Annotated in this window: 13 protein-coding genes; 6 read left to right on the forward strand and 7 right to left on the reverse strand. The window is 52.6% G+C overall.

Going from position 1 to position 15,154, the window contains the following annotated elements; genetic code table 11:
* Nucleotides 1-118 precede the first annotated feature (118 nt).
* Nucleotides 119-1,102, reverse strand: a complete 984-nt coding sequence (gene ebgR, locus WHR59_RS03115) for a transcriptional regulator EbgR (RefSeq protein WP_043017726.1) — start codon at nt 1,100-1,102, stop codon at nt 119-121.
* Nucleotides 1,103-1,311: 209 nt separating this feature from the next.
* On the opposite strand from ebgR, the gene WHR59_RS03120 reads away from it, so the two are divergent.
* Nucleotides 1,312-1,644, forward strand: coding sequence for a tRNA-binding protein (locus tag WHR59_RS03120; RefSeq protein WP_043017725.1), 333 nt, complete (start codon nt 1,312-1,314; stop codon nt 1,642-1,644).
* A gap of 77 nt (nt 1,645-1,721) precedes the next feature.
* Here the strand turns inward: WHR59_RS03120 and ygjG are convergent, their stop codons facing one another.
* Nucleotides 1,722-3,101 (reverse strand): putrescine aminotransferase, encoded by a 1,380-nt coding sequence (gene ygjG / locus WHR59_RS03125; protein ID WP_167373420.1) that lies wholly within the window; start codon nt 3,099-3,101, stop codon nt 1,722-1,724.
* A 430-nt stretch (nt 3,102-3,531) separates the two neighbouring features.
* Between ygjG and WHR59_RS03130 the strand changes: the two genes are divergently transcribed.
* On the forward strand, nt 3,532-5,052 hold the full coding sequence (locus tag WHR59_RS03130) for a methyl-accepting chemotaxis protein (protein WP_043017723.1): 1,521 nt from the start codon (nt 3,532-3,534) through the stop codon (nt 5,050-5,052).
* 53 nt (nt 5,053-5,105) lie between these two features.
* Here the strand turns inward: WHR59_RS03130 and WHR59_RS03135 are convergent, their stop codons facing one another.
* Nucleotides 5,106-5,777, reverse strand: a complete 672-nt coding sequence (locus tag WHR59_RS03135; protein ID WP_167373421.1) for a PadR family transcriptional regulator — start codon at nt 5,775-5,777, stop codon at nt 5,106-5,108.
* Between the two features lie 236 nt (nt 5,778-6,013).
* On the opposite strand from WHR59_RS03135, the gene WHR59_RS03140 reads away from it, so the two are divergent.
* Entirely contained in the window at nt 6,014-6,787 is a 774-nt protein-coding gene (locus WHR59_RS03140; protein ID WP_043017721.1) for a siderophore-interacting protein, read from the forward strand.
* Here the strand turns inward: WHR59_RS03140 and WHR59_RS03145 are convergent, their stop codons facing one another.
* Complete coding sequence (locus tag WHR59_RS03145; protein ID WP_043017720.1) at nt 6,788-7,636, reverse strand: helix-turn-helix domain-containing protein; 849 nt, start codon at nt 7,634-7,636, stop codon at nt 6,788-6,790. It abuts the gene before it with no gap.
* A 67-nt stretch (nt 7,637-7,703) separates the two neighbouring features.
* Between WHR59_RS03145 and cfa the strand changes: the two genes are divergently transcribed.
* Nucleotides 7,704-8,858, forward strand: coding sequence for a cyclopropane fatty acyl phospholipid synthase (cfa, locus tag WHR59_RS03150; protein ID WP_087051150.1), 1,155 nt, complete (start codon nt 7,704-7,706; stop codon nt 8,856-8,858).
* Between the two features lie 93 nt (nt 8,859-8,951).
* Here cfa and WHR59_RS03155 read toward each other — a convergent pair whose 3' ends face one another.
* Nucleotides 8,952-10,610, reverse strand: a complete 1,659-nt coding sequence (locus WHR59_RS03155; RefSeq protein WP_047408481.1) for a glycerone kinase — start codon at nt 10,608-10,610, stop codon at nt 8,952-8,954.
* Nucleotides 10,611-11,172: 562 nt separating this feature from the next.
* Between WHR59_RS03155 and WHR59_RS03160 the strand changes: the two genes are divergently transcribed.
* Together WHR59_RS03160 and dhaR are read left to right on the forward strand one after the other, a co-directional pair.
* Nucleotides 11,173-12,270, forward strand: coding sequence for a glycerol dehydrogenase (locus tag WHR59_RS03160; protein WP_080626071.1), 1,098 nt, complete (start codon nt 11,173-11,175; stop codon nt 12,268-12,270).
* Nucleotides 12,271-12,361: 91 nt separating this feature from the next.
* Nucleotides 12,362-14,287 carry a dihydroxyacetone kinase operon transcriptional regulator DhaR gene (gene dhaR, locus WHR59_RS03165; protein ID WP_043017717.1) on the forward strand — a complete coding sequence of 642 codons (1,926 nt, stop codon included), beginning with the start codon at nt 12,362-12,364 and terminating at the stop codon, nt 14,285-14,287.
* Here dhaR and WHR59_RS03170 read toward each other — a convergent pair.
* The gene (locus tag WHR59_RS03170; RefSeq protein ID WP_100193652.1) at nt 14,265-14,795 is read right to left on the reverse strand and encodes a cob(I)yrinic acid a,c-diamide adenosyltransferase; all 531 of its coding nucleotides are present in this window, start codon (nt 14,793-14,795) and stop codon (nt 14,265-14,267) included. The two genes, dhaR and WHR59_RS03170, sit on opposite strands and share 23 nt — an antisense overlap.
* Complete coding sequence (locus WHR59_RS03175; protein WP_047408493.1) at nt 14,796-15,149, reverse strand: glycerol dehydratase reactivase beta/small subunit family protein; 354 nt, start codon at nt 15,147-15,149, stop codon at nt 14,796-14,798.
* Nucleotides 15,150-15,154 lie beyond the last annotated feature (5 nt).

The following is a 15,154-nucleotide window of genomic DNA, read 5'->3' on the forward strand; positions in this document are numbered from 1 at the left end:
ATATAGCGGATGAAGTGATTTACTTTAACTGGATCACGAAAATAATTCGGACGCAGAAAAGAATGCATGACAATGCGCGCCCGGCATCAGAAGAAACCGGGCGGGTTAACGGGGGATTTTAGCGGGTGGTGCCGCGCAGTTTCAGCTTGCTGGGAACAAAAACCAGCAGGGGAAGCGCACGCCCGTCGCGGGCTTTCTCGAACAGCAGGTTGACGCCCTGACTGCCCATCATTTCAGAATGAATGCGAACGGTGGAAAGCGGAGGAAAGGTGAAACGCGCCGTTGGAATATCATTAACGCTTATCAGCGAAATATCCTGTGGAATGTTAAGACCACGCTCGTGGATGGCGCGCAGAACGCCAATAGCAATCGAATCTGAAGCCACAAACAGGGCGCTGGGATAGTCGGGTTTTGCCAGCATTTCTTTAGCCAGTTCATAGCCTGATGAACTGGAGAAACCGCCGCGATAGATGTCCTGTTCAGAAACGACCTGCTGCAGACGACCGTATTCGACAAACGCGGCTTCGCGGATATCGGCCTTGCCCGGCTGGTCTTCACCACCGATGAAGCCAATGCGGGTGACGCCCTGGGCAATGAAAAAGTCGATGCTCTCTTTGCTGATGCGGGCCAGATCGATATCGACGGCGTCATATTCGCTGCCGGGTTCATGGAAATCGATAAAGCAGATGTTGTCGGTAAGCGCTGTTGCCGCCTCGCGCAGAGCGGGAGAAGGTTTGCCGACAATAAGAATGCCGGTAATGTGTTTGCTCTCCGGCAGTCCACTGTGCTCATAGCAGTTGGTCAGTTCGATCCCGAGTTTCTCACACTGGGTTTCAATCCCATGGCGGATCGCGAGGTAGTAAGGATCGTTGATTTCCAAATCCTGCTGATAGCTGTAGAGCGCCAGAATATGCTGGGGGCCGAGCGCATTGGTCTGGTTCTTACGGGCGCTGCTGGTTTTGTACTCCAGCTTTTCCGCGATCTCCAGAATGCGATGCTTAGTCTCTTCTTTTACATTCAGCGTGGGGTCATCGTTTAAAACCCGGGACACTGTCGCCAGGGACACGCCAGCTTCGATTGCGATGTCTTTAAGTGTTGCCATGTTTACCTTTTCCCTGAGTTACCTGCGCATTGTAAATGAAGTGCTTATCTATTCATCTGTTTTCAGTAAAAAAAGCATGTTTAATTGACATGTTCGGGGTAAAACCGGGCTTTCAGAGTGTGATGAGTACGTCATTTTCCCGCTTTTGAGAACAATGCCTGGAAAATATTTTGCTAATATTTAGTAAAATTTTACCAGAGGAGAAAACAATGGATATCGTCGCATTTGCTGATTTTGCCCGAATGGAAATACGTGTTGGAAAAATCGCACAGGTAAAGCGCCATGACAATGCCGATAAGCTGTATATCGTACAGGTAGATGTTGGAGAGCGTACGCTGCAAACCGTGACCAGCCTGGTTCCTTATTACAGCGAAGAGGAGCTAATGGGGAAAACGGTAGTGGTGCTGTGTAACCTGCAAAAGGCCAAAATGCGCGGTGAAACATCTGAGTGTATGCTGCTGTGCGCTGAGACGGATGATGGCAGCGAAAGCGTGCTGTTAACGCCAGAACGGGTGATGCCAGTGGGTGTGCGGATTGTTTGAGTTAGGCTAATTGCCGGATGGCGGCTACGCCTTATCCGGCCTACAAAAGGGTGTCTTTTATAGGCCGGGTAAGGTTGTTACACCTGCTCCACGCTCACCCGTAATGCTGCCAGGGCTTTGCGCGTTGCTCGCAATACCAGATCGCATTGCTCGATCGTTAACGTCAACGGCGGTTCGATACGGATCGTCTTTGCATTGTTCAGCGTGCCGGCTACCAGCACCCGCTGGCGGAACATCTCACTGGCAAAGTTGTAGCCGATTTCATTATCAACAAACTCAATCGCCATCAGCATGCCCTTACCGCGTACATCATGTACCAGGTCCGGGTATTCCCGCGCAAGCTGGCGGAAACCATCCAGCAACATATCGCCTTTCTGCTCCGCCTGAGCCGGTAAATTTTGCTCCAGCAGGACGTTAATGGTGGCCAGCGCAGCCGCGCAAGCAAGCGGGTTGCCGCCAAACGTGGTGGTATGCAGGAAAGGATTGTCGAACAGGACGGAGAATACCTCTTCGGTGGCAATGGTTGCGCCAATGGGCATCACGCCGCCGCCCAGCGCTTTAGCCAGGCACATAATGTCGGGCTGCACGTTTTCGTGTTCGCAGGCGAACATTTTGCCAGTACGACCCATGCCGGTCTGCACTTCGTCAAGGATCATTAGCGCGCCAAACTCATCGCAAAGTTTACGAACGGCGGTTAAATACCCTTGCGGCGGCAGGATCACGCCCCCTTCACCCTGGATCGGTTCGAGGATCACGGCAGCGACGTCGTCACCGGTTTTTTTACACTCGCTGAGCACGGTGCGCATCGCGTTAATATCGCCAAACGGTACATGGCGGAAACCCGGCAGCAGCGGCATAAAGGGTTTGCGGAAGGTGGATTTAGCCGTGGCGGACAGCGCGCCCAGCGATTTACCGTGGAATGCGCCGCTGGTGGCAATAAACGTAAATTTACCGCGCGGTGATTGATACGCTTTCGCCAGCTTCAGAGCGGCTTCAACCGACTCGGTCCCGCTGTTACAGAAAAAACTGTATTTCAGCTTACCTGGGGCCAGTGCGGCGAGGGTTTTTGCCAGCATGGCCCGCAGAGGGTCGAGTAGCTCCTGGCTATGCAGAGGTTGTTTCGCGAGTTGATTCTGTACGGCGGAAACCACGACTGGATTACGGTGCCCCACGTTGAAAATTCCAAAACCACCCAGGCAATCGACGAACTCCTGCCCCTGGGTGTCGACAAGCGTATTCAGGCTTCCCGCTTGCCACTCTACGGCTCCGTAATCCCCGCCTGCTGTTACAGATTTTCGATACTCTAAGAACCCCGGATTGACATGCTCCTTGAAGTATTCAATCACCTCTCGGTTTAGTGATTTCATTTCCTCATGATCAAGCGTGCGCTTTTCGATGAGATTCAGTGCGTGTGCGCTGCAGGCCAGGGCCGATGCGCTGGAAGGTAACCTGTTCAAAATATGCTCCCGGAGCTCGCGTATCACATGATACTGATTTAAGTATTGCAGGGATTGCGCCATTCCGGCGCGCTTAGCAAAAATCGGGATAAACACCAGGAAACATCTTATTTGCGCAACATTTAATGCCAATCTTTAACATTTGCTGGCATTTTGCCCACGTTCAGACTGAGAAAACAGATCGGAAAACCCCTTTTCTGCGCTAAAAATGAGCAATACTCGCCCTGTAACGGTGCATTGGTAGAAGTGGAATTGAATAGTTACTGATTGAAAGTATTTTAAATCAATGGATTAGAATGCGTACAAATTTTGAGGTTTAATCGCAAATTGCGATCTAAATCAAATTTAACAACTAAAGATAAAAAAATTATCGCCGAAATAACATAAGCCGAAAGAGTTAACAACCAGATAACCTGCACAGGACGCAATCATGTCTTCTCATCCCTACGTTAGTCAGCAAAATACACCGCTGGATGATGATATCACCCTCATGTCGACTACCGATTTACAAAGCTATATCACCCATGCGAACGATACCTTTGTCCAGGTCAGTGGCTATCAACTAAATGAATTGCTCGAAAAACCGCACAACCTGGTTCGTCATCCGGACATGCCAAAAGCGGCGTTTGCGGATATGTGGTACACCCTGAAGCAGGGTGAGCCATGGAGCGGGATTGTGAAAAACCGGCGTAAGAATGGCGATCACTACTGGGTAAGGGCCAATGCGGTGCCGATGGTGCGGGAAGGGCGTGTAACCGGGTATATGTCGATCCGTACCCGGGCAACTGACGAGGAGATTGCGGCGGTAGAGCCTTTATATAAAGCGCTGAATGAAGGGCGTTGCAATCGACGAATTCATAAAGGCCTGGTGGTACGCAAAGGCTGGTTGGGCAAACTCCCGGCGCTGCCGGTTCGCTGGCGAGTGCGCAGCGTAATGGCGTTTATGTTTATTTTACTGGCGGCCGCACTGAAGCAAATGGGCGCCGAATGGCCGTTACTGCTGACGAGCGTCTTGGTGATGCTTTTAGGAACGGCTATTTTCGAATGGCAGATTGTGCGTCCTATTGAGAATGTCGCCCGTCAGGCGCTTAAAGTGGCGACCGGTGAGCGGAACAGCGTGTCGCATCTTAACCGCAGTGATGAGCTGGGCCTGATGCTGCGAGCGGTCGGGCAACTGGGGCTAATGTGCCGTTGGCTCATCCATGATGTCTCCAGCCAGGTGAGTTGTGTACGCAGCGACAGTGAAACGCTGGCGAAAGGCAGTGATGATTTAAACAAGCATACGCAGCAGACCGTAGAGAATGTGCAGGAAACGGTGACCACCATGAATCAGATGGCTGCATCGGTAAAACAAAACTCTGAGACCGCCGCCGCAGCCGATAAACTCTCCATCGCCGCCAGCAGCGCGGCAACGCACGGCGGTGAGGCGATGGATACCGTCATCAAAACCATGGACGATATCGCCAACAGCACCCAGAGGATCGGCACCATTACGACGCTGATTAACGATATTGCTTTCCAGACCAACATTCTGGCTTTGAACGCCGCCGTTGAAGCTGCACGGGCAGGTGAGCAAGGGAAAGGGTTCGCCGTGGTGGCGGGAGAAGTGCGTCATCTTGCCAGTCGCAGCGCCAGTGCGGCCAATGATATCCGCAAGCTGATTGATGCCAGCGCCGATAAAGTGCAGTCCGGCTCCGATCAGGTTCACGCTGCAGGGCGCACGATGGACGATATTGTGGCGCAGGTGCAAAACGTCACTCAGCTGATCGCCCAAATCAGCCACTCAACGCTGGAGCAGTCAGATGGCCTTTCCAGCCTGACTCGGGCAGTGAATGAACTGAGCAATATTACGCAGAAAAACGCCGAACTGGTTGAAGAGAGCGCCCAGATTTCTGCGATGGTGAAGCATCGCGCTGGTCGACTGGAAGATGCTGTCACGGTGCTACATTAATATAAACCCTACAGGCGGAACGGCGGGCAAACGGGTCCCGCCTGCAGTGTAAATTAATCCAGCTGAGTAATATCCAGCGCAGCGCGATCGATAATACCGATGATTTTTTTGATCTGCGCATCGCTGGTATCACCATGATTAACCCGTAGGTCCAGCACGGCTTTGAAGTTTTCCAGCGCGCGTTTCATCTGCGGATTCTTGCGTAATTCAAAACCCACGCAGCGGGCTTTAATACGTTCGTGGATATGTTCCAGATGCTCACGGTTTTCATCCAGCCATTGCTGGCCCTGAGTCGTGATCGCAATCTGTTTACGCCCACCTTCCTCGTCGCTGATGGTGATCAGTGCCTGATCCTGCAAGAAATCCAGCGTCGGATAGATAACGCCCGGGCTCGGGGTATAGTTACCCTGAGTCAGGGTTTCAATTGCTTTAATCAGCTCATAGCCGTGGCTGGCGTCGCGGGTCAGGATATCCAGAATGACCAGGCGTAATTCTCCGTGACCGAAGAAGCGTTGGCGACGACCACCGCCCCCGCGACGGTGCCCACAACCCTGTTCGTGGTGATGTTCTTTGTTACAGCCTTCATGGCGATGTTCTTCACCTTTGCAGCAACCTGCATGGTGCTCGTTGTGGCGGCCTTCGTGGTGATGTCCTTCACCCTTGCAGCAGCCTTCGTGTTGGTGCTCAGTATGTTTGCAGCAACCTTCATGATGGTTTTGCATCATCGTCTCCTGATGTTGTTTAGATATATCTAATTTATATCTAAAAATTGTCACCTTGCAAGTCTACAAATTGTATTTTGTTTAATGTGATGATTATTAACAGTTTTTATTGGTTGGTGCTGTCAGTCTAATCTGACGGTGACTATATCAAAAAAGTGCTTGCAATCCTCTTGATTAGCAATCATTATCATTTAAAAATGTATTTAGATATATCGTATTATCTTCACAAGGCGAAAAAAATGACAAAAAACACCTCACGCTACCCCCAGCGCGTTCGTAATGAACTGCGCTTTCGGGAACTTACCGTCCTGCGCGTAGAACGTATTAGCGCGGGCTTTCAGCGCATTGTACTGGGCGGGGACGCTCTGGACGGTTTTAGCTCACACGGGTTTGACGACCATACCAAGGTCTTTTTCCCTGAACCGGGCAGCCATTTTGTGCCGCCTGTCGTCACCGATGAAGGCATTGTCTGGGCTGATGGCGTACGTCCGTTATCCCGTGATTACACGCCGTTGTATGACGAAGCGCGCCATGAGCTGGCGCTGGATTTTTATATCCATGACGGTGGCGTGGCAAGTACGTGGGCGATGAATGCCCGTGAGGGGGACAAGCTGACAATTGGCGGACCGCGCGGTTCTTTGGTGGTGCCAGAGGATTATGCGTATCAGGTTTATGTGTGTGATGAATCGGGAATGCCCGCGCTGCGCCGACGCCTGGAGTCGCTCAGTCGTTTAGCGGTACGTCCGCACGTCACGGCGCTGGTCAGCGTGCAAGATGCAGCATACCAGGACTATTTTGCCCACCTCGACGGGTTTACTATTCAGTGGTTTATCGGTCATGACGAGCAGGCGGTGAATGAACACTTATCGCGGCTAAGCGTGCCAGCAGACGATTATTACATCTGGATCACTGGCGAAGGGAAGGTGGTCAAAAACCTGAGTGCTCGCTTTGAAACCGAGGCGTTCGATCAGCAACGGGTTCGCGCAGCGGCTTACTGGCATCAGCGCCGTTAATCAGTAATTAGACGGCGGAACGCCAAACGCCTGGCGGAATGCGTAGCTAAATGCCGCGGTGCTTGAATACCCCACGTCGAGCGCCACGGCGGTTACGCTTTTATTTTTCTTCAGCATTAATACGGATTCCAGAATACGCATTTTTTGCTTCCAGACGCTGAAAGGCAATCCGGTTTCTTTTTTGAAATGGCGTGAAAAGGTACGGGCAGACATACCCAGATGCTGCGACCAGTATTCAACCGAATGCTCCAGTGCGGGAGATTCTTGTATGGTTCGGCAAACTTTGTTTAATTCGCGATCCTGCGGCCAGGGTAATACAAAAGCGACTTCCGGGAGCTGCAGAATAATGTCGACCAGGACGCTGACCAGCTTGCCCTCTTTTGACTGGCTATCATAATGGCCTGAAATTGAATTCGTGGCGTAATGAATAAACTCTCTGGCGAAATCACTGATTGCCACCACTTTACATTCATTAATGCTCTCTTCAAGAAAGCCCGGATTAATATCCAGATTTTCTAAATACACATCATCCAGTGCCCAAACCGTATGCTCCGTATTATTCGGAATCCAGATGCCATAATGTGCCGGAATTATCCAGCACTTACCGGCAACATCAATACGCATACTGCCTTTACGGGCGAAATGAAACTGTATAAAAGAGTGTGAATGCTGTGGAACATGATGGTTAGCTTCCAGGACATAAGAGCGAAAGTACACGTCCTGCGGCAGTTCCGTCATGGAGTTATCCGGGTAGAAGTTCCACTGCTTTTGCGCGAGAGTTTCCATAAATGAATCGTCAATGATCCCGATGATGTGTCTGCTACTCGATAGATCTTGTCCGCAGATCATAATACATACACCTTTTTTTCCATAATAATCTTGTGTAAGAATTTTTAGCCCACTTTTGGTAAATACCATGAATTCGCTTTGTTCAGATGCTGTGATCGTCAATGAAATAAATGATAACTGGACCCGAATGGGAAAAGAGCTGCTTTCGCAAGCGGATATCAGAATTAATGGCTCGCGAGCGTGGGACATTCAACTTCATCACACCGGTTTCTTTAAACGGGTATTGCAACAAGGCTCATTAGGACTTGGTGAAAGCTATATGGAAGGCTGGTGGGACTGTGAGCGGCTCGATATTCTGTTCTGCAAAATCCTCAAAGCAAAACTCGACCAGCAGATGCCGGGAAATCTGAAAGATATTTTACGCATTGCCTGTGCGCGCCTGTTTAATTTGCAGTCGCGGAGTCGGGCATGGATAGTCGGCAAAGAACATTATGATATTGGTAACGATCTCTTTGCGCTGATGCTTGATCCGCATATGCAATATTCCTGTGGTTACTGGAAAGATGCGACCACATTAGAAGATGCGCAAAATGCCAAATTAAAAATGATCTGCGAGAAGCTGCAGCTTAAACCGGGTATGCGTTTACTCGATATCGGTTGTGGCTGGGGCGGGCTGGCGGAGTATGCGGCACGTCATTATGGCGCGGTGGTAGAAGGCGTTACCATTTCCAAAGAGCAGCAGAAAATGGCGCAGCAGCGCTGTGAAGGTCTGGACGTTAACATTCTGCTGCAGGATTATCGCGACCTTGATAAACACTACGATCGCATTGTCTCCGTGGGGATGTTTGAACACGTCGGGCCGAAAAACTACGATACCTATTTCAGCATCGCCGACCGTTGTTTAAAACCGGACGGGCTCTTCCTGCTGCATACCATCGGTAGCAATAAAAAAGGGATGAGCGTCGATCCATGGATCAACAAATACATTTTCCCCAACGGTTGCTTACCGTCGATTTCCCATATTGCCGAGGCCAGCGAATCACGGTTTGTGATGGAGGACTGGCATAACTTTGGCAGCGATTACGATAAAACGCTGATGGCCTGGCACGAGCGCTTTAATCAGGCCTGGCCGGAGCTGTCGTCACGTTATTCCGCCACCTTCAGAAGAATGTTTAATTACTATTTATGCGCCTGCGCCGGGGCTTTCCGCGCCCGAGATATCGAGCTTTGGCAGGTACTGTTTAGCCGCGGCGTAGAGGGCGGGATCCGCGTTTATCGTTAACGTTCTGCCGGATGGCGGCGTAAACGCCTTATCCGGCCTACATAGGTTTGTACTCGTAGGCCTGATAAGCGAAGCGCATCAGGCATTTATGGCTTAGCTCAATTCACTCTCTGCCAGCGCTTTAAATACCATTGCGACGGCATGCGCGCCGGGGTCCATATTACCCAACAAGCTTTCGCTGCTCAGATACGATGCGCGACCGGCATTGGCTTTACTCGACAAACAGGTTCGTTCGGCTCCCGCTTGCGCGGCGTCGAATGCGGCCTGCAAATTTTGCGGCTGCGCGAGCAGTGAAGTCAGGGCCGGTTGCAGCGCGTCAATCATGGTGCGATCGCCTTCGTCTGCGCCGCCGTAGAACTTCATCTGCGCCAGGCCCGTATTTAATGCTTCGACAATATTTGCTCCCTGTTCCAGTTTCTGTCCGGCTGAGGTAAAGAAGATCGACATCAGCACACCGCTGGAACCGCCCATCACCACGGTCAGGCGTTCGCCAATCAACGCGAACAGCGTGGCAAGGTTATCCAGCGGCAACTGCTGGCGATGCAGCAGGCTGGCAATTTCGCGTGCGCCAGCGGCAAAGGTTGAACCGGTATCGCCATCGCCGACTTTGGCATCCAGCGCATTAAGATGGGACTCCAGATCGGAAAGGGTTGCGGTGACAAGCTCCACAATCCCGGCCACCAGGGCGTTTGCCGAGGGCTGGAATTCCACGCGTGCGCTACGCTGAGATGACGGAACACAACTGATTTCACGCGGTGGGACCGGCGTCGGCCAGTTGCTGGTTTCCACTTCGGTGAGCAGCGCTTTTTCGATGCTCTCTTCCAGCACGATGGCCGTGAGAGAAAAGCCTTTCATATCCAGCGCGGTGACCAGCGAGGCCGGGCCAATCAGCCAGTCGATACGCGAGTGCAGCGGGCTGCTGGCCAGCTCGCGGGTAATGATGGCCATTTCGGCAACAGAAACACCGCCAAGATTGTTAATCATCACCGCCAGACGGCCGGTTTCAGGCAGGGCGGCCAGCAGTTTATCCACCATCAGGTTCACCACCTGTGCACTGTTCTGAGTGTCGATAACCGAAGCACCTGGCTCGCCGTGAATGCCCATCCCTAGCTCCGCGTGACCCGGATGATGACGCGGGGTCGCGTCGGTTTCTTGCGGCAGATGACAACTGGAAAGCGCAACGCCCAGGCTGAAGGTGTTGTGGGCTGCGTACTGCGCTTCACGCAGAACGGTGGCGAGGTTGTAGCCGCGTTCGGCAAAGTAACCCGCGATTTTATGCACCAGGATGGTTCCCGCAATGCCGCGTGGGTGTTTGTTATCCGGCAGAGAGATGTCGTCGCCAACAATCAGCATTTCAACGTTATAGCCAAGGCGACGCGCTTTCTCGGCGGCGAGACCGAAATTAAGACGGTCACCGGTGTAATTTTTCACGATCAACAAACAGCCCGCTTCACCGGTTACCGCCTGAATGGCGGTCAGTACCGCATCCACGCTCGGGGAGGCGAAAACGTCGCCGCAGACCGCAGCGGTTAGCATGCCTTTACCGATAAATCCAACGTGCGCGGGTTCGTGTCCCGAACCGCCGCCGGAAATGACCGCCACGTTATTTTTATCGAGATCACGACGGACTACGATACGAATGGCCGGATCGCTTTCCAGACGCGCCAGGTTATTCCACGGGCTGGCGATAATCGTACCGTCGATGACATCGCTCACGAGATGGGGGCGTTGATTAAAAAAGAATTGAGACATAACGGCTCCTCGAGGTTGAGTGAAAGACAAACCCCCGAATACTTAGGTCATGGTGCGGAGGCGATGAAGAGATTCTGGCGAAGTCAGCGCGGAAAAAAACAACCTTAAAATGAGTTTCATTACGGAACGTGATTGTTGTTTTTTGTTCCGAAATGAAACTGAAAAAAGCAAGGAACGATCACAATGCGAGCTCGCTCGACTTTTTTCACCGGCGCACGGCGCTGGTTATCCGGCACCATCAGCCTTTTTGTGCGGATTTTAAGACAAGCGAGTGGGTAAAAGAGAAAGTGAGATTCATGTGTGCTGGATATTTGGCGGTAAATGAACGGATCAGGATCGCAAACCTTATATTTTTTATGGATAAGTGTTCCAATATGAAACGTACTCCGTTTTTATCTGTTTCATATCAGAACAAAAAGACGAAAGATCTTTTTGTGCACGCCTCGCCATACAGTTATTGCATCGCTCCGGTACCTCCCGTTTTCGCCATCAGCATCAGGCCAAACAGGTTAACGCCAGGGCTCACCATGTAAAAACATGTACTTATTTGAGGATGAAAGGAATGCTAAAAGTTATTCAATCTCCAGCCAAATATCTCCAGGGTCCTGACGCTTCCACCTTGTTTGGTCAATACGCTAAAAATCTGGCGGACAGCTTTTTCGTGATCGCGGATGACTTCGTGATGAAGCTGGCGGGAGAGAAAGTACTCAACGGCCTGCACAACCACGACATTAGCTGCCACGCGGAACGCTTCAACGGCGAATGCAGCCATGCTGAAATTAATCGTCTGATTGCCATTTTGAAACAGCACGGTTGCCGCGGTGTTGTTGGGATTGGCGGCGGGAAAACGCTGGATACCGCCAAAGCGATTGGCTACTACCAGAAGCTGCCGGTGGTGGTGATCCCGACTATCGCGTCTACCGATGCGCCAACCAGTGCGCTGTCCGTAATCTATACCGAAGCCGGTGAGTTTGAAGAGTATCTGATCTACCCGAAAAACCCGGATATGGTGGTGATGGATACCGCAATCATTGCTAAAGCGCCGGTACGTCTGCTGGTGGCCGGGATGGGCGATGCGCTCTCGACCTGGTTTGAAGCGAAAGCCTGTTATGACGCCAGAGCGACCAGCATGGCGGGCGGACAGTCCACCGTGGCGGCGCTGAGCCTGGCGCGCCTGTGCTATGATACCCTGCTGGCGGAAGGCGAGAAGGCACGCTTTGCCGCGCAGGCTGGCGTGGTGACCGATGCGCTGGAGCGTATTGTCGAAGCTAATACTTACCTCAGCGGCATCGGCTTTGAAAGCAGCGGTCTGGCAGGGGCGCATGCGATCCACAACGGCTTTACGATTCTGGAAGAGTGCCACCATTTGTACCACGGTGAAAAAGTCGCCTTTGGTACGCTGGCGCAACTGGTGTTGCAAAACAGCCCGATGGAAGAGATCGAAACCGTGCTGAATTTCTGTCAGAAAGTAGGCCTGCCGGTAACGTTAGCGGAAATGGGCGTGAAAGAAGACGTTGACGGCAAGATCATGGCCGTAGCAAAAGCGACCTGTGCAGAAGGTGAAACCATCCACAATATGCCGTTCCCGGTAACGCCTGAAAGCGTACATGCCGCTATTTTGACGGCAGACCTGCTGGGACAGCAGTGGCTGGCGCGTTAATCAGTCGTCGGTAGGTTTTTATCCGGCATCTTCTCCCCCTCTGACAGTCTCTGCCGGAGGGGTTGTCTATGGTTAAACAGCGGAAAGGGATATGACGGCGCACACGCATAGCATCGGGAAGGAAGTCTCTTCGGTCATTGCCCAGTCATGGCATCGTTGCAGCAAGTTTATGCAGCGGGAAACCTGGCAGGCGCCGCATCAGGCGCAAGGGCTGACCTTTGAGTCGATTTGTCGTCGCAAGACGGCGCTGCTGACGATTGCCCAGGCCGCGCTGGAAGATGCCTGGGAGTTTATGGATGGCCGTCCGTGCGCGCTGCTGATTCTGGATGAGTCAGCCTGTATTCTCAGCCGTTGCGGCGATCCGCAGACGGTTGAACAGCTGGCGGAGCTTGGGTTTCGCGACGGCAGTTACTGTGCCGAAAGCATTATTGGCAGCTGTGCGCTTTCTCTGGCGACGATGCCGGGGCAGCCGACAAAAACTTCTGGCGATCAGCACTTTAAACAGGCGCTGCATCCCTGGTCGTTCTGCTCGACGCCGGTCTTCGATAACCATGGTCGACTGTTCGGCTCCATCTCGCTGTGCTGTCTGGTGGAACATGAGTGCGTTTCTGATTTATCCCTGACGCTGGCGATTGCCAGAGAAGTCGGTAACTCTTTGCTGACCGACAGCCTGCTGGCTGAATCTAATCGACATTTGAACCAGATGTACGGCCTGCTGGAGAGCATGGATGATGGCGTAATGGCCTGGAACGAACAGGGCGTTTTGCAGTTCCTCAATGCGCGCGCGGCGCTGCTTTTGCATCTTGACGCGCAGGCCAGTCAGGGGAAAAATATTCACGACCTGCTCAATCTACCCATGCTGCTGCGCCGGGCGATCAAACATGCCCGCGGTCTGAACCACGTTGAAGTCACTTTTGAAAGCCAGCATCAATTTGTTGATGCCGTCATTACCCTGAAACCGATTGTTGAGGAGCAGGGCAACAGCTTTATCCTGCTGCTGCATCCGGTGGAGCAAATGCGCCAGTTGATGACCAGCCAGCTCGGCAAGGTGAGCCATACCTTTGAGCAGATGTCGACAGACGATCCTGAAACCCGCCGCTTGATCCATTTTGGGCGCCAGGCGGCGAGAGGAAGTTTCCCGATCCTGCTGTGTGGAGAAGAGGGTGTTGGTAAAGAGCTGCTGAGTCAGGCTATTCACAACGAAAGCGAGCGTGCCAGCGGACCATATATTGCCGTGAACTGTCAGTTGTATGCCAACAGCGTGCTGGGGCAGGATTTTATGGGCAGCGCGCCCACCGATGATGAAAACGGTCGGCTGAGCCGTCTTGAACTGGCGAACGGCGGCACGCTGTTTCTGGAAAAAATTGAATATCTGGCGCCGGAGCTGCAATCCGCGTTGTTACAGGTGATTAAGCAGGGGGTACTCACCCGCCTGGATGCCCGCCGGCTGATCCCGGTGGATGTCAAAGTGATCGCCACCACCACGGTTGATCTCGCCAATCTGGTGGAGCAAAACCGCTTTAGCCGCCAGCTGTATTATGCGCTGCACTCTTTTGAGATAGTGATCCCACCGCTGCGGGCGCGGCGTAACAGTATTCCCTCGCTGATTTATACACGGCTGAACAGCCTGAAAAAACGCTTTTCATCCAGTCTGAAGATCGACGACGACGCGCTAGCACAGCTGGTGGCCTATTCGTGGCCGGGCAATGACTTTGAATTGAACAGTATTATCGAAAACATCGCCATCAGCAGTGATAACGGCCATATTCGGCTGAGCAATCTACCGGATTATCTGTTTGCCGAACGTCCGGGTCTGGAGACGGCGTCTTCACTGCTGCCTGCCAGCCTGACGTTTACCGCTATCGAAAAAGAGGCGATTATCCATGCCGCTCGCGTCACCAGTGGGCGCGTGCAGGAGATGTCGCAGCTGCTGAACATTGGTCGCACCACCCTGTGGCGCAAGATGAAGCAATACGACATTGATGCCAGCCAGTTTAAGCGCAAACATCTGGAGTAGTTTCTTCAATTCTCGCCATCGAGAACAGCGCATCCGACAGTCGGTTGATATAACGCCTGGGTTCATCGCGTAACGTCAGCGTTCTGCTCATCGCGATGAGGACCCGCTCCAGCCGACGCGTCAGGGTTCGCGCAACGTGTAGCTGTGCCGATGCGAGATTTTTCCCCGGAATAACAAACTCTTTGAGCGGGCCGCTTTGCGCCATATTACGGTCAATTAGCTGCTCCAGCGCCTGAACATCCTCTTCGCCAATACGCTGTTTTAAGCGAGTCAGTCCTTTCTCATCGCTGGCGAGTTCCGCACCCAGTACAAACAGCATCTTCTGCATGGCGTGCAGCTCCTGGCGTAGTTCGGCCTGGTGCGTGCTGGCATAGCAGACGCCTAGCTGGGAAATCAGTTCATCCACCGTGCCATAGGCCTCAACGCGGATGTCGTCTTTGTCGATACGACTGCCGCCAAATAGCGCGGTCGTGCCTTTATCGCCGGTTCGGGTATAGATGCGGTACATTTATTTTATCTCGCTGAAGGGAAGAACTTTAACCAGTTGACCGGCATTGGCGCCGAGCGTGCGGAGCTGGGCAGCCCCGGCGTGAGTATGCCCACGGACCAGTGCCCGATCTTCGGGCAACTGAGCATGGGTTAAGGCAATATCGCCGCTGGCGTTGAGCCCAAGACCCACGCGTAGCGTTGAGCTTTTAGCCGCCAGCTTGCTGAGGGCCAGCGCGCAGTCATGCTCGTCGCAACAGATTGTCCGGCAAGGGACGCCTTGCTCTTCCAATCCCCAGCACAGCTCATCAAGCACGCGAGACTCCTGCCAGCGTGAGTGATAAAACAGATGTACGCCCGGTGATGAAAGTGACATTGCGC

This window comes from Citrobacter europaeus (assembly GCF_037482245.1).
Lineage (GTDB): Bacteria > Pseudomonadota > Gammaproteobacteria > Enterobacterales > Enterobacteriaceae > Citrobacter > Citrobacter europaeus.